At 62.5% G+C, this 17,968-nt stretch carries 12 protein-coding genes; 7 read left to right on the top strand and 5 right to left on the bottom strand.

Annotation, left to right across the window (positions count from 1 at the left end):
* Positions 1-11: 11 nt before the first annotated feature.
* Positions 12-2,795: a DNA gyrase subunit A gene (gene gyrA / locus RHIBR816_RS0127565; protein WP_026187488.1), complete on the bottom strand. Its 2,784-nt coding sequence runs from the start codon at positions 2,793-2,795 to the stop codon at positions 12-14.
* A gap of 308 nt (positions 2,796-3,103) precedes the next feature.
* On the opposite strand from gyrA, the gene RHIBR816_RS0127560 reads away from it, so the two are divergent.
* The gene (locus tag RHIBR816_RS0127560) at positions 3,104-3,751 is read left to right on the top strand and encodes a MarC family protein (protein WP_018239807.1); all 648 of its coding nucleotides are present in this window, start codon (positions 3,104-3,106) and stop codon (positions 3,749-3,751) included.
* A gap of 81 nt (positions 3,752-3,832) precedes the next feature.
* Here the strand turns inward: RHIBR816_RS0127560 and RHIBR816_RS0127555 are convergent, their stop codons facing one another.
* Positions 3,833-4,351, bottom strand: a complete 519-nt coding sequence (locus RHIBR816_RS0127555) for a single-stranded DNA-binding protein (RefSeq protein WP_018239806.1) — start codon at positions 4,349-4,351, stop codon at positions 3,833-3,835.
* Positions 4,352-4,633: 282 nt separating this feature from the next.
* Between RHIBR816_RS0127555 and uvrA the strand changes: the two genes are divergently transcribed.
* The 5 genes from uvrA (at position 4,634) to RHIBR816_RS0127530 (ending at position 13,993) form a co-directional block, all read left to right on the top strand.
* Positions 4,634-7,555, top strand: a complete 2,922-nt coding sequence (gene uvrA / locus RHIBR816_RS0127550; protein ID WP_018239805.1) for an excinuclease ABC subunit UvrA — start codon at positions 4,634-4,636, stop codon at positions 7,553-7,555.
* Positions 7,556-7,738: 183 nt separating this feature from the next.
* Complete coding sequence (locus RHIBR816_RS0127545) at positions 7,739-8,542, top strand: DUF72 domain-containing protein (RefSeq protein ID WP_026187487.1); 804 nt, start codon at positions 7,739-7,741, stop codon at positions 8,540-8,542.
* Between the two features lie 693 nt (positions 8,543-9,235).
* A complete protein-coding gene (locus RHIBR816_RS0127540) occupies positions 9,236-13,021 on the top strand; it encodes a vitamin B12-dependent ribonucleotide reductase (RefSeq protein ID WP_018239803.1) in 3,786 nt (1,261 codons plus the stop codon).
* Between the two features lie 293 nt (positions 13,022-13,314).
* Positions 13,315-13,479 carry a hypothetical protein gene (locus tag RHIBR816_RS36505; protein WP_018239802.1) on the top strand — a complete coding sequence of 55 codons (165 nt, stop codon included), beginning with the start codon at positions 13,315-13,317 and terminating at the stop codon, positions 13,477-13,479.
* 85 nt (positions 13,480-13,564) lie between these two features.
* Positions 13,565-13,993 carry a GNAT family N-acetyltransferase gene (locus tag RHIBR816_RS0127530; protein ID WP_018239801.1) on the top strand — a complete coding sequence of 143 codons (429 nt, stop codon included), beginning with the start codon at positions 13,565-13,567 and terminating at the stop codon, positions 13,991-13,993.
* Between the two features lie 863 nt (positions 13,994-14,856).
* Here RHIBR816_RS0127530 and RHIBR816_RS0127515 read toward each other — a convergent pair.
* Complete coding sequence (locus tag RHIBR816_RS0127515; RefSeq protein ID WP_018239799.1) at positions 14,857-15,804, bottom strand: alpha/beta fold hydrolase; 948 nt, start codon at positions 15,802-15,804, stop codon at positions 14,857-14,859.
* Positions 15,805-16,033: 229 nt separating this feature from the next.
* On the opposite strand from RHIBR816_RS0127515, the gene RHIBR816_RS0127510 reads away from it, so the two are divergent.
* Positions 16,034-16,414, top strand: coding sequence for a hypothetical protein (locus tag RHIBR816_RS0127510; RefSeq protein ID WP_018239798.1), 381 nt, complete (start codon positions 16,034-16,036; stop codon positions 16,412-16,414).
* 51 nt (positions 16,415-16,465) lie between these two features.
* Here RHIBR816_RS0127510 and RHIBR816_RS0127505 read toward each other — a convergent pair whose 3' ends face one another.
* Positions 16,466-17,443, bottom strand: a complete 978-nt coding sequence (locus tag RHIBR816_RS0127505) for a DUF1775 domain-containing protein (protein ID WP_018239797.1) — start codon at positions 17,441-17,443, stop codon at positions 16,466-16,468.
* Positions 17,444-17,534: 91 nt separating this feature from the next.
* Positions 17,535-17,918: a hypothetical protein gene (locus RHIBR816_RS0127500; protein WP_018239796.1), complete on the bottom strand. Its 384-nt coding sequence runs from the start codon at positions 17,916-17,918 to the stop codon at positions 17,535-17,537.
* Between the last annotated feature and the right edge of the window lie 50 nt (positions 17,919-17,968).

Genomic DNA, 17,968 nt, shown 5'->3' with positions numbered 1-17,968 from the left:
TGGCGAGATGCTTACTCGTCGGCGTCGGCCGGCGGCTCGGCGACGATGGCCTCGCCGGCCGTGACGATCTCCTCGATCTCGTCCTCGCCTTCCGGCTCGCTGATCCGTTCGACCGAGACGACCTTCTCGTCCTTGGCGGTGGAGAAGATCGTGACGCCCTTGGTGGCCCGGCTTGCCAGGCGGATGCCGTCGACCGGTACGCGGATCAGCTGGCCGCCGTCGGAGACGAGCATGATCTGGTCGTTGTGCTCGACCGGGAAGGCCGCGACGAGTTCGCCGATCTCCGCGGTCTTCGAGGTATCGGTGGCACGGATACCCTTGCCGCCACGTCCGGAGGTGCGGAAGTCGTAGGAGGAGGAACGCTTGCCGAAGCCCCTCTCGGAAACCGTCAGCACGAATTGCTCGCGCGCCTTCAGTTCCTCATAGCGCTCATTGGAGAGTTCGCCGCCATTGGCGACTTCCTCGCCGACCAGCACGATCTCTTCATCCTCACCTGTCGCGGCGCGACGGTCGGCCGCCGAACGCTTCAGATAGGCCGCACGTTCCCACGGCTCCGCGTCGATGTGCGCGAGGATCGCCATCGAGATGATCCGGTCGCCATCGCCGAGCGAGATGCCGCGCACGCCGATCGAGTTGCGGCCCGCGAAGACGCGCACATCGGAGACCGGGAAGCGGATGCATTGCCCGCAGGCCGTCGTCAGCACCACATCGTCGAATTCCGTGCAGGTATCGACGGAGAGGATCTCGTCACCCTCCTCTTCGAGCTTCATCGCGATCTTGCCGTTGCGGTTGACCTGGATGAAGTCGGAAAGCTTGTTGCGGCGAACGGTGCCCCGCGTCGTCGAGAACATCACGTCCAGGTTCTCCCAGGTCGTCTCGTCCTCGGGCAGCGGCATGATCGTGGTGATGCGTTCGCCGGGTTCGAGCGGCAGCATGTTGATCAGCGCCTTGCCGCGCGACTGCGGCGTACCGATCGGCAAGCGCCAGACTTTCTCCTTGTAGACGATGCCGCGCGAGGAGAAGAACAGCACCGGCGTATGGGTATTGGCGACGAATAGCCGGGTAACAAAATCCTCGTCCCGCGTCGCCATGCCGGAGCGGCCCTTGCCGCCGCGGCGCTGCGCCCGGTAGGTGGTCAGCGGCACGCGCTTGATGTAGCCAAGGTGGGAGACGGTGACGACCATGTCCTCCCGTGCGATCAGATCCTCATCGTCCATATCCGGACCGCCATCGGCGATCTCGGTGCGGCGCGGCGTGCCGAACTCGTCGCGGACCGCCGCGAGCTCGTCCTTGACGATCTGCATGATCCGCAGCCGCGAGGAGAGGATTTCCAGATAGTCGCGGATCTCCTCGCCTATCTTGTTGAGTTCGTCGCCGATTTCGTCGCGACCAAGCGCGGTCAGGCGCTGCAGGCGGAGATCGAGAATGGCACGGGCCTGCTCTTCCGAGAGGTTGTAGGTGCCGTCCTCGTTGATGCGGTGGCGGGGATCGTCGATCAGCCGGATCAGCGCGTCGACGTCATGGGCCGGCCAGCGGCGCTCCATCAATTGTTCGCGGGCGGTCTGCGGATCCGGCGCGTGGCGGATGAGCTTGATCACCTCGTCGATATTGGCGACGGCAATGGCAAGGCCGACCAAGACATGCGCCCGGTCACGCGCCTTGCGCAGCAGGAATTTCGTTCTCCGGCTAACGACTTCCTCACGGAACGAGACGAAAGCACGCAGCATGTCGAGCAGCGCCAGCTGCTCGGGCTTGCCGCCGTTCAGCGCCACCATGTTGCAGCCGAAGGAGGTCTGCAGAGGCGTGTAGCGATAGAGCTGGTTGAGGATGACCTCCGCATTGGCATCGCGCTTCAGCTCGATGACGACGCGATAGCCCTGGCGGTCGGACTCGTCGCGCAGGTCGGAGATGCCCTCGATGCGCTTGTCACGCACCAGTTCGGCCATCTTCTCGATCATGGTCGCCTTGTTCACCTGATAGGGGATCTCGGTGATGATGATCTGCTCGCGATCGCCGCGCATCGGCTCGATATGGGCGCGGCCGCGCATGATGACGGAACCGCGGCCGGTCTCATAGGCCTGGCGAATGCCGGCGCGGCCGAGGATCAGCGCCCCGGTCGGGAAGTCGGGGCCTGGAATGATCTGCATCAGATCCGGCAGTTCGATTGCCGGATCGTCGATCAGCGCGATGCAGCCGTTGATCACTTCGCTCAGATTGTGCGGCGGAATATTGGTCGCCATGCCGACGGCGATGCCGCCCGCGCCGTTGACGAGCAGGTTCGGGAACTTCGCCGGAACGACGACCGGCTCCTGCAGCGTGCCGTCGTAGTTGTCGCGGAAATCGACGGTTTCCTTGTCGAGGTCGTCGAGCAGCGAATGGGCGGCCTTCTGCAGCCGGCATTCGGTATAACGCTCGGCCGCCGGCGGATCGCCGTCGACGGAGCCGAAATTGCCCTGCCCGTCGATCAGCGGCAGGCGGAGCGACCAGTCCTGCGCCATGCGCGCAAGCGCGTCGTAGATCGCCATGTTGCCGTGCGGATGGTATTTACCCATCACGTCGCCGGTGACGCGGGCGCATTTGACGTATTTCTTGTTCCAATCGATGCCGAGCTCGCTCATCCCGTAGAGGATGCGGCGGTGAACGGGTTTCAGGCCGTCACGCACATCGGGCAGCGCGCGGGAAACGATCACGCTCATGGCGTAATCGAGATAGGACCGCTGCATTTCCTCGATGATGGAAATAGGCTCGATGCCTGGCGGAGTTTTTCCGCCGCCGGGAGTGCTTTGCTCAGTCAATGTCGATCACGATCTTTGTTCAGAATCAGTCAGTTCTTATAGCCGAATGCCGCTTCAAGCGCCAATTTTGGCCAATGGTTTTGAACAGTCTTTTGCCGCCGGAACGGGCTTTTCTAGGGCAGGCATCGATAAATCGGAAGGGCTTCTCCGCAAGCCTCGAATGGATCCGGCGTTCCTTCCCGTGAAGCCGGTTTAGGCTATCGCGCAACGCTTGGCTAGTCGGCCCTTCCCAAGCGCGCATCGGTTGCCTAAGAATGCAGCGCCGCTACCGGGAAAACGACCCGGAGGGCGATCCGGAGGGGGAACGGATGTTCAATGTCGATCTGTTGATCAATGCGCTGACGACGTTGCTCGTCACGCTCGACCCGCCGGGTCTTGCGCCCATTTTCCTGAGCCTGACGGTCGGTCTCAGCCGGCAGGAGCGTTTCCAGGTCGCGACCCGCGGCTCGTTGATCGCTTTTTTCATCCTCGCCGCCTTTGCCCTTTTCGGTGACGGCATTCTCGGTCTGCTCGGCATCTCGATCGGTGCGTTTCGCATCGCGGGCGGCCTGCTGCTCTTCTGGATCTCCTTCGAGATGATCTTCGAGCGGCGCCAGGAGAGAAAGGAAAAGACCGGAGAAACGGCCGTCACCAAGGACCACATTCACAATATCGCGGTCTTTCCCCTCGCCTTGCCGCTGATCGCCGGGCCTGGGGCAATTTCGGCAACGATCCTGCTCGGCAGTTCCTTTCCGTCGGTCCTCGAACGCGTCCAACTCCTCGTCGTCATCGCCGCTTCGATGGCATCGCTCTTCCTGGCGCTGGTGATCGCCGATCGGATCGACCGTTTCCTCGGGGTCACCGGTCGGGCAATCCTCACCCGCCTTCTCGGCGTGATCCTGGCGGCGCTCGCCGTTCAGTTCGTCGTCGACGGCGTGCGCTCGGCCTTTCAGATTCCGGTTCAGAACCTGGGCTGAAAACACAACGGCCCGCTACTGAGAAGACGCGTGGCGCTGTAGAGGCGGGCCGGACGTGTTTCGATCGATGACGCTTACCGATCAGAACGGAATGTCGTCGTCGAGATCGCGCGAGAAATTGCCGCCGCCCTGGTTCGGTTGGCCGCCGGAGCGGCCGCCGCCCGAAGATTGCCGCGGCTGGTCGTAGTCCTCGTAGCCGCCACCGCCGCCGTAATCGCTGCCGCCACTTCTGGCGCCGCCGCCCTCGCCGCGGCCATCGAGCATCGTCAGCGTCGAGCTGAAGCCCTGCAGCACGACCTCGGTCGTATAGCGGTCGTTACCGTTCTGGTCCTGCCATTTGCGGGTCTGCAACTGGCCTTCGATATAGAGCTTGGCGCCCTTCTTCACATATTGCTCGACGACCTTGCAGAGGCCTTCGTTGAAGACGACGACATTGTGCCATTCGGTCTTCTCGCGCCGTTCGCCGCTGTTGCGGTCGCGCCAAGTCTCCGACGTGGCGATCCTAAGGTTGGCGATCGGCCGGCCATCCTGCGTGCGCCGGATTTCCGGGTCGGCCCCGACATTTCCGATCAAGATCACCTTGTTGACGCTACCAGCCATATCGCTTTTCCCGTGTTTTCGCCGAACCGCAGGCCCGGCTTCAAATGTCTCAAGAGTGCGCATCTTAGCGGTGAGCCGCCGCCGATACGCCCCGCATCCTACATAATCCACAGCTCATTTGGCAGGCCGCGGCTTCTGTTTGTTCTTTCTTTGTTCTAGTATTCCCGTATTATCCTGTCAACCGAATCGCAATTGAGCCGCCTCTTTGCCGATTGCACCTCGACATGGGCGCTCTCGTCATTACATAGGGGGCTTTCAACCGACATGCAAAACTGGCTTCCGATGAGCGAACTCAAGACCCTCTCCATTCGCGGCGCGCGCGAGCACAACCTCAAGGGCATTGACCTTGACCTGCCGCGCAACAAGCTGATCGTGATGACCGGCCTTTCGGGCTCCGGAAAATCCTCGCTCGCCTTCGACACCATCTATGCCGAGGGCCAGCGCCGCTATGTCGAGAGCCTGTCCGCCTATGCCCGGCAGTTCTTAGAAATGATGCAGAAGCCGGACGTCGACCAGATCGACGGGTTGTCGCCGGCAATCTCCATCGAACAGAAGACGACCTCGCGCAATCCGCGCTCGACGGTCGGCACGGTCACGGAGATCTACGACTATCTGCGCCTGCTCTTCGCGCGCGTCGGGGTGCCCTATTCGCCGGCGACGGGCCTGCCGATCGAGAGCCAGACGGTCAGCCAGATGGTCGATCGCGTCCTGGAGTTCGGCGAAGGCACGCGGCTCTATATCCTTGCGCCGCTCGTGCGTGGCCGCAAGGGCGAGTACAAGAAGGAACTCGCCGAGCTGATGAAGAAGGGCTTCCAGCGCGTCAAGGTCGACGGTCAGTTCTATGAGATCGCCGACGTGCCGGCCCTCGACAAGAAATACAAGCACGACATCGACGTCGTCGTCGACCGCGTCGTCGTGCGACCCGACCTCGCAACCCGCCTGGCGGACAGCCTGGAGACGTGCCTGACATTGGCCGACGGTCTCGCGCTCGCCGAGTTCGCCGACAAGCCGCTGCCGCCGGAAGAGACGGCCGCCGGCGGATCTGCCAACAAGTCGCTGAACGAAACGCATGAGCGCGTGCTGTTCTCGGAGAAATTCGCCTGCCCGGTCTCCGGCTTCACCATTTCGGAAATCGAGCCACGGCTTTTCTCCTTCAATAATCCCTTCGGCGCCTGCACCACCTGCGACGGCCTCGGCAGCCAGCAGAAGATCGACGAGGCGCTGATCGTGCCCGAGCCGAACCGGACCTTGCGGGACGGAGCCATTGCGCCCTGGGCGAAATCGACCTCGCCCTATTACAACCAGACGCTCGAGGCGCTGGGCAAGGTCTTCGACTTCAAGCTCGGCACTCGCTGGAGCGAGCTCTCCGAGGCTGCGCAAATGGCGATCCTGCACGGCACGGACGAGAAGATCACCTTCCACTACCAGGACGGCGCCCGCTCCTACAACACGACCAAGACCTTCGAAGGCATCGTGCCGAACCTCGAGCGGCGTTGGAAGGAGACCGACAGTGCCTGGGCTCGCGAGGAGATCGAGCGCTTCATGTCGGCGGCACCCTGCCCCGCCTGTGCCGGCTACCGGCTGAAACCGGAGGCGCTGGCCGTCAAGATCGACAGGCTGCATATCGGCGAACTCACCGAGATGTCGATCCGCGCCGCCCGCGACTGGTTCGAAACGCTCCCCGAGCGCCTCAGCACCAAGCAGAACGAGATCGCGGTGCGCATCCTCAAGGAGATTCGCGAGCGGTTGCGTTTCCTGAACGATGTCGGACTCGAATATCTGAGCCTGTCGCGCAATTCCGGTACGCTTTCCGGCGGCGAGAGCCAGCGCATCCGGCTTGCCTCACAGATCGGCTCGGGACTGACGGGCGTGCTCTATGTCCTCGACGAGCCGTCGATCGGCCTTCACCAGCGCGACAATGCCCGCCTGCTCGAGACGCTCAGGCACCTGCGCGACATCGGCAACACGGTCATCGTCGTCGAGCATGACGAGGACGCCATCCTGACTGCCGATCATGTGGTCGACATCGGCCCGGCCGCCGGCATTCACGGCGGCGAGATCGTCGCCGAAGGCGCACCCGCCGACATCATGGGCAACCCCAAGTCGCTGACCGGAAAATACCTCTCCGGCGAATTGTCAGTGGCGGTGCCCGGTGAACGGCGGAAGCCAAAAAAGAAGAAGGAAATCACCGTCGTAGGGGCGCGGGCTAACAATCTGAAGAATGTGACCGCGTCGATCCCGCTCGGCGTCTTTACGGCCGTCACCGGCGTTTCGGGGGGCGGCAAGTCCACCTTCCTGATCGAGACGCTCTACAAGGCGGCCGCCCGCCGCGTCATGGGGGCGCGCGAAAACCCCGCTGATCACGACCGGATCGACGGCTTCGAGCATATCGACAAGGTGATCGATATCGACCAGTCGCCGATCGGCCGGACACCGCGCTCGAACCCCGCGACCTACACCGGCGCCTTCACGCCGATTCGCGACTGGTTCGCGGGACTGCCGGAGGCGAAGACGCGCGGCTACCAGCCGGGCCGCTTCTCCTTCAACGTCAAGGGCGGGCGTTGCGAAGCCTGCCAGGGCGACGGCGTCATCAAGATCGAGATGCACTTCCTGCCGGACGTCTACGTCACCTGCGACGTCTGCCACGGCAAACGCTACAACCGCGAAACGCTCGACGTGCATTTCAAGGGCAAGTCGATCGCCGATGTGCTCGACATGACGGTGGAGGAAGGCGTCGAGTTCTTCTCGGCGGTTCCCGCCGTGCGCGACAAGCTGGTGACGCTGAACCAGGTCGGACTCGGCTATATCAAGATCGGCCAGCAGGCAAACACGCTGTCGGGCGGCGAAGCGCAGCGCGTGAAGCTCGCCAAGGAACTGTCGAAGCGCTCCACTGGGCGCACACTCTACATCCTGGACGAGCCGACGACGGGCTTGCATTTCCATGACGTAGCCAAGCTACTTGAAGTTCTGCATGAACTCGTCAACCAGGGCAACTCGGTAGTCGTCATCGAGCACAATCTCGAGGTCATCAAGACCGCCGACTGGGTCATCGACTTCGGTCCAGAAGGCGGCGACGGCGGCGGCGAGGTCATTGCGAAGGGAACGCCGGAGGACGTCGTGAAGGAACCGCGCTCTTATACGGGGCAGTTCCTGAAGGAGCTTCTGGAGCGCAGATCTGTAAGAAAGGTCGTCGCGGCGGAGTAATCGGGCGGCGCGGGTGCGGCCAGCGGCCGTGGTCGGGCTGCTCTGCTGCTCCTGGAAACGGGTGGCGCTCATCGTTAGCACCCGCCAAGGTTTGCGCGCCGCATGGATCTCGCCGGTCGGCGAGCGGGATCGGGGAATGAGTTGAGAAGCACGGGCCGCCGCTTGGGCCGCGAGGAGGACATGATGGCAGAAACCGGGAAAATCCGCGTCGGCATCGGCGGCTGGAATTTCGAACCCTGGGAGAAAAGCTTCTATCCCTCCGACCTGCCGAAGAAGCGGCAGCTCGAATTCGCCGGCAAGGAACTGCGTGCCATCGAGGTCAACGGCACCTATTACAGCTCGCAGAAGCCGGCGACCTTCGCCAAATGGGCATCCGAGGTTCCGGACGGTTTCATCTTCTCGCTGAAGGCCAGCCGCTATGTCACGAATCGCAAGGTCCTGGCGGAAGCCGGCGAATCGATGGAGCGTTTTCTGACGCAGGGCCTGACGGAACTCGGCGACCGGCTTGGTCCCATCCTCTGGCAGTTCGCTCCGACCAAGAAATTCGAGCCCGAGGATTTCGAGAGCTTCCTGAAGCTTCTGCCGGCAAAGCAGGACGGCCTCAAGCTTCGTCACGTCGTCGAGGTCCGCCATCCGTCCTTCCAGGTGCCGGACTTCATCGAGCTTCTCGATAAATACAAAGCGGCGGTCGTCCTCGCCGAGCATGAGGACTATCCGATGATCGCCGACGTCACCGCGGATTTCGTCTATGCGCGGCTGCAGAAGGGTAGTGACGACATCAGGACCTGCTATCCGCCCGCCGGCCTCGATCTCTGGGCCGATAGACTCAAGACCTTTGCCGCCGGCGGCGAGCCGGACGGCGTGGAAAAAAGCGCGCCGGAGCGAAAGGCGGACGAGGCGGCGCGCGACGTCTTTGCCTTCTTCATCAGCTCCGGCAAGGTCAACGCGCCGAACGGCGCCCGGGAACTGCAAAAGCGGGTGGGTTGACCGGCTCTCAGAGAGCCATCATCGCGCTCGCAGTGCTGCATTTTAAGCGGTCGTACCGACTGCGGATGCCCCACTTGCGGCCACAACATGTAGTCAGCCGAATCACGAAGGCGTGCGCTTCACATTCCGCCACGATGCGCAATTGCTAGTAGCACCGCGAAGCGCAACCTACCTGTTTTTTTACCCGTGAAAATTCCGATTTTTTCGTCGCGACGGCCAAGTGTTGTAAGACGGCCACCGGAAGCCCCTGATTTTTAAAGGCTTGGCCGATGTCCCCGTTTTCCACAGTCGATCCACACAAGATATAGCGCTCAAAATTCCGTCACAAACCACCCCTTGACGCCCCAAGGCGATTCACGGTTAATGGACTTCACGTTGCGACGGCGGCGAACCGGAAAATGAGAGGCCGGTTCATCCCCCTAAATCGTCGGTTCTGGCATGTGGTTGATGCGGATGACGCCGCGTAGCCGCAGCGGGATTTCCTGCGCGATTTTATGGGCGTCGAGACAGCATTAAGTCTGGCGTAAAGAACCTGTTAATACTATATTTAGTGTTTGCAGCCAGCATCACCACAAGATACTGGAGACCCAGTTTGGGTTTCCTTCCAGAGAACGGAAGCTGAAACTGGCGGCGAGACCGCGCGGCCGGGCGGGACAGTTGCGCTTGAGGCGCATGGCAACAAAGGACGGGACAATGAAGATCGAGCGTCGGTTCACGAAAGCAGGGCAATCGGCCTATGCCGAGATAGAATTCCGCAAGGCGACGAGCGAGATCAAGAATCCGGACGGCTCGATCGTTTTCCGCCTGGCCGATATCGACGTGCCGGCGCAATTCTCCCAGGTCGCCGCCGACATCCTGGCGCAGAAATATTTCCGCAAGGCGGGCGTGCCGGCCAAGCTGAAGCGCGTCGAGGAGAACGACGTCCCCTCCTTCCTGTGGCGCTCGGTCCCCGACACGGAAGCGCTGAAGGCGCTGCCAAAGGACGAGCAGTACGGTTCCGAAACGGACGCCCGCCAGGTCTTCGATCGCCTCGCCGGCACCTGGGCCTATTGGGGCTGGAAGGGCGGCTATTTTGAAACGGAAGAGCATGCGGCCGCCTTCCGTGACGAGCTTGCCTATATGCTCGCCACCCAGCGCGTCGCGCCGAACTCGCCGCAATGGTTCAATACCGGCCTGCACTGGGCCTATGGCATCGATGGTCCCGGCCAGGGTCATTTCTATGTCGATCCCTTCACCGGCAAGCTGACGAAGTCCAAGTCTGCCTACGAGCACCCGCAGCCGCATGCCTGCTTCATCCAGTCGGTTGGCGACGACCTCGTCAACGAGGGCGGCATCATGGACCTCTGGGTGCGCGAGGCGCGTCTCTTCAAATACGGCTCGGGCACCGGCTCCAACTTCTCGCATCTGCGCGCCGAGGGCGAAAAGCTCTCGGGCGGCGGCAAGTCCTCGGGCCTGATGAGCTTCCTGAAGATCGGCGACCGTGCCGCCGGCGCCATCAAGTCGGGCGGCACGACGCGCCGCGCCGCCAAGATGGTCGTCGTTGACATCGACCATCCGGATATCGAGGAATACATCAACTGGAAGGTCAAGGAAGAGCAGAAGGTCGCCGCCCTCGTCACCGGCTCGAAGATCGTCGCCAAGCATCTGAAGGCGATCATGAAGGCCTGCGTCAATTGCGATGGCAGCGATGATGCCTGCTTCGACCCGAAGCAGAATCCGGCCCTGAAGCGCGAGATCCGCGCCGCCAAGCAGGCGCTGGTGCCGGAAAACTATGTCAAGCGCGTCATCCAGTTTGCGCGCCAGGGCTACAAGGATATCCAGTTCAAGACCTATGACACGGATTGGGATTCGGAAGCCTACCTCACCGTTTCCGGCCAGAACTCGAACAATTCCGTCTCGATCAAGGACGACTTCCTGCGCGCCGTCGAAGCCGATGGCGAATGGCAGTTGACGGCCCGCAAGGACGGCCGGGTGATGAAGACGCTGAAGGCCCGCGACCTCTGGGAGTCGATCTCCTATGCCGCCTGGGCGTCGGCCGATCCTGGCCTGCACTTCAACACGACGATGAACGACTGGCACACCTGCCCGGCGGCCGGTCCGATCCGCGCCTCGAACCCGTGCTCGGAATACATGTTCCTCGACGACACGGCCTGCAACCTCGCATCGCTCAACCTGATGCAGTTCAAGGATGCCGCCAGCAAGCGGATCAACATCGCCGACTACGAGCATGCCGTGCGTCTGTGGACGGTCGTTCTCGAAGTCTCTGTGATGATGGCGCAGTTCCCCTCGCGCGAAATCGCCGAGCTTTCCTATGAATACCGCACGCTCGGCCTCGGCTACGCCAATATCGGTGGCCTCTTGATGTCGTCCGGCATCCCCTATGATTCGGCCGAAGGCCGCGCCATCGCTGGCGCGCTGACGGCGATCATGACCGGTGTTGCCTATGCGACCTCGGCGGAAATCTCGTCCAAGCTCGGCCCCTTCCCCGGTTTCGCCCCGAACCGCGACAGCATGCTGCGCGTCATGCGCAACCATCGCCGCGCTGCCCATGGCGAGACCGCCGGCTATGAGGGCCTGTCTGTCAACCCGGTCGCACTCATCCACACCGATTGCCCGGACCAGGAGCTGATCGCCCACGCCAAGAGCGCCTGGGACAACGCCGTCGAGCTCGGCGAAAAGCATGGCTACCGCAATGCCCAGGCGACCGTGATCGCGCCGACCGGCACGATCGGCCTCGTCATGGATTGCGACACCACCGGCATCGAGCCCGATTTCGCGCTGGTCAAGTTCAAGAAGCTCGCCGGCGGCGGCTACTTCAAGATCATCAACCGGGCCGTGCCGGAGGCACTGCGCACGCTCGGCTATTCGGAAAGCCAGATCGCCGAGATCGAGGCCTATGCAGTCGGCCACGGCAACCTCAACCAGGCGCCTGCCATCAATCCGACGACGCTGAAGGCCAAGGGCTTCACCGACGAGAAGGTCGACGCCGTCAATTCGGCGCTGAAGTCCGCCTTCGACATCAAGTTCGTTTTCAACCAGTGGACGCTCGGTGCCGACTTCCTCAAGGGCACGCTGAAGGTCACGGACGAGCAGCTTGCCTCGATGGACTTCAATCTGCTCGAGCACCTCGGCTTTTCGAAGAAGGACATTGAAGCGGCGAACATCCACGTCTGCGGCGCGATGACGCTCGAAGGCGCGCCCTTCCTCAAGGCCGAGCACCTGCCGGTCTTCGATTGCGCCAACCCCTGCGGCAAGATCGGTAAGCGCTACCTTTCCGTCGAAAGCCACATCCGCATGATGGCGGCCGCCCAGCCGTTCATCTCGGGTGCGATCTCCAAGACGATCAACATGCCCAACGAAGCGACCGTCGAGGATTGCAAGAACGCCTACATGCTCTCCTGGAAGCTGGCGCTGAAGGCCAACGCGCTTTACCGCGACGGCTCCAAGCTGTCGCAGCCGCTGAACGCCTCGTTGATCGAGGACGAGGAGGATGAAGAGGCGATCGAGGAGTTGCTGCAGGCGCCGGCCGCCGCGCAAGCCGTCGCCGTCACCGAGAAGATCGTCGAGCGCGTCATCGAAAAAGTCATCCGCGCCCGTGAAAAGCTGCCGAACCGCCGCCAGGGCTATACCCAGAAGGCGATCGTCGGCGGCCACAAGGTCTATCTGCGCACCGGCGAATTCGGCGACGGCCGCCTCGGCGAGATCTTCATCGACATGCACAAGGAAGGTGCGGCCTTCCGCGCGATGATGAACAACTTCGCCATCGCCATCTCGCTCGGCCTGCAATACGGCGTGCCGCTCGAGGAATATGTGGAGGCCTTCACCTTTACCAAGTTCGAGCCGGCCGGCATGGTCCAGGGCAATGACGCGATCAAGAACGCCACGTCGATCCTCGACTACGTGTTCCGCGAACTCGCCGTCTCCTATCTCGGCCGCCACGACCTTGCCCATGTCGACACCTCCGACTTCAGCAACACGGCGCTCGGACGCGGCATTCAGGAAGGCAAGACCAACCTCGTCTCGACCGGCTGGACGCGCGGCTACAAGCCGTCGATCGTTGGCGGCTCCGGCGACCGCTCGGAGCCGAAGGGTGCCTCGACCGGCGCCCCGGCCCGCGCCTCCGGCGGCGCCACGGTCACCTCGATCAGCGGCAATGCCGTCCGCAAGCTCGAGCCGGCAACCGCCACCTCGGAAGTCGTCGCCTTCAAGCGTGACTATGAGGAGCGCGCCGCCGAGCTTGCCGAGGAGATCGCTGAAGAAGTCGAGCAAGAGGTGACCGCCCTCTTCTCCGATAAGGCCGCCGCGGAAGCCGCTTCCGCCAAGTCGGAAGCCAAGAAGGTCGAAGCCGAACGCCGCGCCCGCTCGATCATGCAGGGCTACACCGGCAACATGTGCTCCGAGTGCCAGAACTTCACGATGGTGCGGAATGGCACGTGCGAGAAGTGCGATACTTGTGGTGCTACGAGCGGGTGCAGCTGATTACCTCGTTTAGTACCACCACCTGCCGCCGGCGGCGTTGCCTGAGGTAAGTCGCTGGCACAGAGGGCTTTGCGCCCACAGAAAAGCAAGAGAGCGGCCACTTGGCCGCTCTCTTTCCTTTCCTTGCATGGTTCGTCACGCAACTGGCATTTCGATATCCACAAGCGGATGGACATGACGGCTCACAACAGGACGCAACGAGAAGCCGAGGTGGATCCATGCAAAACCAATGGACTGACCGCAGCAAATCCCGCAACGTGACGGCCGTTAGACGAATCAGAATCGGAGATTCCATGCCCCTCAAACGTCTGATCGCCGCGGCATTGGCGGCCGTGGCCCTGTCGGGATGCGCAAGCACAGGCGGTGCCGGTAACACGACCTATGCGCAATGGTACGGCCCAAACCCCGTTCCCGATTTCAGCGCCGCGACGCCCGGCGGCGTGCGCATGGCCTACTGACCGGTCGAACTTGTCATCGGACACCCGCGGGTGTCTGATGATCGACGGGTCAAGCGCTACTCCATCCAGTCGAGATTGAATCGCCTTGTCCGCTCCCATCCTCGACATCATTTCCGACAACCCCGACCCCGACGACGTCCGCGCCATCGTCGCGACGCTGGACGCCTACAACAATGACAATAGCGGCATGGTCGACCAGCCGGGCTTTGCGGTCATCGTCCGCGATCCGCAAACGGGCGCCGCCGTCGGAGGGCTCTATGCGACCGATGGCTATGGTTGGGCTTTCGTCAGGTATCTCGCGATTCCGGACGAGTATCGCGGCCAAGGCCTTGGCCGGCGGCTCATGGAGGAGGCGGAGAAGATCGCCAAGGCGCGTGGCTATATCGGCCTGTGGCTGGATACGTTCGAGTTCCAGGCTCGCCCCTTCTACGAGAAACTCGGCTTCGAGCTCTTCGACGAACTCGAAGGCGGACCCGGCGCCATTCCGCGCTATTTCCTGAAGAAGCGTTTTTGACGCTTTTGGCGGACGCTGCCGGTATGATCCCTTGAAATACGCCGGGTCGCGCCCATCTATGGGTCACCACCCGTATCGAGGACCGTGCGCCGGCAGTTGCCGGGCGCCTTCGCGTCTTCCGGGTTGGAAGGGCGCTCCCCGAAAGGGTCGAGCGCCCTTCAGTTTTTTCACCTGGCGACCGTCCCCTGGTGGTCCCACGATCAGCGCGGCGGGACGATGCCCTGGTAGTACTCGCCCTCGCCGCCGACATGGACGGTCTGCGAGCATGCCGTGAGCGTTGCAAGCGCGAGCAAGAATAGGATCCTGCGCATGGATCTCGGTCCCTTTCCTAAAGGATTGACCGCCATTGATATTCCGGCCTTCGCCAAGGATCAATTCCTTGTCTGTCCTCTCCCCGCATGTTTCGAACATCAAGCGTCAATCGGCAAAAAGCGGTCTCTCCTCCGCCGCATCTGTATCGCCAAGTAAAAGATTCCTAATGCATGTCGCCCGAAAGCGTGGAGCGGTTTCGGGACAACGACATGCATCAAAACAATGACCTGAGACCCGTTGCATGGCTCGGTTTAAATGCGACGCGCTTTAGAACTGCGTCGGCGGAATGATGCCCGGATAGTAGTCGCCCTGGCCGGGGGTATAAGAGTTGTAACTGGGGGGCCTTCCCGTTTGAGAGCACGCAGCGAGTGTCGAAAGTGCTATCAGCAGCAGCAAAGCACGCATAGTCCCGTCCCTCCTGACCGAGTTCACCGATGCTCTTCCAAGGGCGCAGGATCTGCACCCGTTCTCTTCGTCAGGCTGTGATTGTACATCTCGCTCAACCGGCGGCATAGATCGCCGAAAGAAGACGGGTGCGACGCGCCCTCCGCCTAGTTCGCATCCACCTCTTCCGCCCAACTTTTCGAGCCGGTTTCGCCATTAAGGAACGGCAAGACCGCCGCGATCAGCTTCGGCGAGACGAAGATGTCGTAGTGGGTGAGATCGGGGAGGATCGCCAGGCGGTTCTTCGACATGTGCTCCCGCATCCAGCCGGCGTCCTTCAGCCCGCCGCCGAGCCTGTGGTAGAAATCGACAAAATGCTCGAGGCGGATCATGTCGCCGTCGCCATAGACCAGCATGACAGGCATGGTGAGCTTGGCGACGGCAGCGGAGGCGTCATAGTCGCGCCGCATCAACTCGCCCATCGCGTCCAGCAGTTTCGGGAACTCGGAGACATCCGGCGCGACGGCGGCATAGGACTTGTACATAGGCGTTTCCTTCATCATCGCGGCCATGCCGGCGCCGACCTGCGCCTGGGCCGCGATCATCTCCGGATAGAAGCCGTCCTTCGCAAACGGAGCGGAGACGATCGCCAGTCGACGCACCGCCTCCGGTGCCTGCGCCGCCATGTGCATGCCGACGCCGCCGCCCATCGAATAGCCGAGCACGTCGACCTGACGATAGCCGAGTTGCCGCACGAGCACGCCCATGTCGGCGCCGATCGCGGCAAGGTCGATCGGCCGATTTCCGAGCGGCGTGCGCCCATGTCCCTGAAGATCGACGCCGATCACCTCGCGGCCTTCGGCCAATGTCGCAAGATTCGGTCCCAGCATCTCGATGATGCCGAGACCGCCGTGAAGAAGCAGCACCGGCTCGCCCTCACCATAGACCTGGTAGTAGTAATTGATGCCGTTGACCGCGAGATGGCCGGTCTTCTTCGGCGTCGGCATGGATTGTTGTTCCGCCACTTTCTGCGCCGGTTGCGCGCCGTTCGTCGCCGGCGCATATGCGAGGCTCAAGACCGTTGCGAATATCGTGAGCAGCGTCGTTTTCAGCATCTGTGATTCTCCTGTCAGTCAGCGACCTCCGCCCGGGCACGAGCGTGTTCATGTCTCAAGGACGACGACGCCAAGCGTGAACCGACAGCACAGGCAAAAATAACTGCCGACTGGGATGCCGGAGCCGGGAAAAACACTCGCATTCAAATAAAATCCGACCGCGCGGCTTCACCTGCCCGCAAAAGGAGTCTGGCAAAAGGAAAGGAGGAGCGTATTTCAAGGCGAGCAAGTGACACAGGTCGTTTCCGTTTCAGCCACGACGGCAGCCTATGCGGCGGAGGCCGTCAAGCCTTCCGCGCGCGTGCGCGGCGATGCTCCGGCCGATGAGGCGATCACCTTGCTCTCGGCGCGGCCGCCGGATCGAGCGGCTCTTGCGCCGGCAATCCTCAGGACCAAGGGTGCCCTGCCGACGGCGCTGATGCTGATCAGCGCCGGAATGCGTCCGCCGCAAGAGAGCGAGGCGGAGACATTGCGCCGCTACTTCGAATTCATGCATGAGGAGGAAAACGGCGATCGCGGGGATGACCGGGAGGAACAACCGGTCACCGACGACGAGGAGAAGGGCGACGAAATCGCCGCCATGCTCGACCAGTTCATCCAAGGAGCCTGACGGTTGGAGCGGGTTCTTCCGACCCGCTCCCGAAGTTTCAAGCCGAAAGGCTTACTTATGCTTGTGGCCGGCCGCTGCACCGCCGGCAGATCCGACCGGCAGGACGTAATCGACCTTTCCGGCTTTCTCGAAGGTGAGCGTGACGGGCACGGTGTCGCCCTCGGAGAAGGGCTTCCCCACCTCCATGAACATCAGGTGCAGACCGCCGTTCTTCAGTTCGACAGTCTTGCCCGCCGGAATGACGATGCCGCCGTCGACCTTGCGCATCTTCATGACGTCGTTTTCCATCGCCATCTCGTGCAGTTCGACGCGTCCGGCCGCTGGGCTTTCGACAGCAATCAACCGGTCGTCGCTGCTGCCGGCGTTTTTCACTACAAAGCCGCCGCCGCCGACCTTGGCGCCCGGCAGCATCGCCTTGAGCGCGCCCTCCGAGATTTCGAGAGCGCCGACCTCGACCGGACCGGACGCGGCCTGCTGAGCGCTGTGCCCAGCATGGGCCTGCTCCGCGCTTGCAGGCGTCACGGTGACCGTCGGTGCCGGATGCTCGAGCGCGTGGGCGTCCTCTCCGGCGGCCGGGACCTGATCCCAGACGACCTTCGCGTCCGCGCCGCAAAGCTGCGTCGTCGGGAAGGCGAGCACCGTTTCCTTGTCGAGGCCCGAAACCTTTCCGCGGATCACGAAGGTATCGTAGAATTCATCCGGCAGATTGCCGCCCTTCCAGCGGATTTCGACCGGGCCCGAGGAAACCTTGGTTCCGTGGTTGTCATAGGACTTCTGGTAGTCGCCCTTGATGATCTCGAGCTCCCAGCCGGGCTTCGGCTGCGGCTTGGCGAAGACGAATCCTTCCGGCAACTTCACCTGCACCTCGGTCGTCGCCTTGCCGTCGCAGCCATGCGGCACCTGCAGGATCGCCTTGAACGTCTTTTCGCTGGGCGTGCTGTCGACCTCGAAGGTCGCATGCGCGTGAGCCATGCCGGTTGCTGCGAGCGTGAGGCCGGCCGTCAAAAGGAGCAGTCTCGTCTTGGACATGTCGTGATCTCCGAACCACGTACCCCGGTTTACGGGCCTCGTGGTCAATGCCGCTGAGCGGCGTGATGAACTTCGAATTCCTGGGAGAGCGTTACGACAGGATTGGCGGCCCACGCGGGGGCGGTAACAGCCGTAAGGGCGTCAGCGCGACCTGAATTTCGGTGACAGGCGACTCGGCGAGCCAGTCGCCTCTGTCTGCCGGCACGCTTGCCTGCGGTGGCTCGGGCACCAGCACCGATGCTGAAAGCCGGCACGCCTCGCAGATCGGAGCGATCGCCGGCGATTTGCCGTCCCCGTGGTCGACACCCTCGGTACCGAAGCAGATCTCCGCGAAGGAGCCGTCGGGCAGACGATATTCGGCTGCGAGCGCCGCGTCCGCTCCGATGACTGGCTTGTGGGCGAAAGACAGGAGAACGAGCGCGAAGGCGGCAAGCAGCCGCACCGCAATTCGCCATCTGTCCCTTCGCCCGATCATCGTCGCCTCTTCGTCGTCTCTTGGTTACGCGCAACCTGCGGCAAATGCAA

Source organism: Ensifer sp. BR816 (genome assembly GCF_000378985.1).
Taxonomy (GTDB): Bacteria; Pseudomonadota; Alphaproteobacteria; order Rhizobiales; family Rhizobiaceae; genus Sinorhizobium.
This window is presented reverse-complemented; position numbering and strand designations above follow the sequence as displayed.

Bases quoted from the DNA above. Each gene is read 5' to 3' on its own strand.
- RHIBR816_RS0127560 (WP_018239807.1), top strand. From the start codon at position 3,104: ATGTTCAATGTCGATCTGTTGATCAATGCGCTGACGACGTTGCTCGTC.
- RHIBR816_RS0127555 (WP_018239806.1), bottom strand. From the start codon at position 4,351: ATGGCTGGTAGCGTCAACAAGGTGATCTTGATCGGAAATGTCGGGGCC.
- uvrA (WP_018239805.1), top strand. From the start codon at position 4,634: ATGAGCGAACTCAAGACCCTCTCCATTCGCGGCGCGCGCGAGCACAAC.
- RHIBR816_RS0127545 (WP_026187487.1), top strand. From the start codon at position 7,739: ATGGCAGAAACCGGGAAAATCCGCGTCGGCATCGGCGGCTGGAATTTC.
- RHIBR816_RS0127540 (WP_018239803.1), top strand. From the start codon at position 9,236: ATGAAGATCGAGCGTCGGTTCACGAAAGCAGGGCAATCGGCCTATGCC.
- RHIBR816_RS36505 (WP_018239802.1), top strand. From the start codon at position 13,315: ATGCCCCTCAAACGTCTGATCGCCGCGGCATTGGCGGCCGTGGCCCTG.
- RHIBR816_RS0127515 (WP_018239799.1), bottom strand. From the start codon at position 15,804: ATGCTGAAAACGACGCTGCTCACGATATTCGCAACGGTCTTGAGCCTC.
- RHIBR816_RS0127505 (WP_018239797.1), bottom strand. From the start codon at position 17,443: ATGTCCAAGACGAGACTGCTCCTTTTGACGGCCGGCCTCACGCTCGCA.
- RHIBR816_RS0127500 (WP_018239796.1), bottom strand. From the start codon at position 17,918: ATGATCGGGCGAAGGGACAGATGGCGAATTGCGGTGCGGCTGCTTGCC.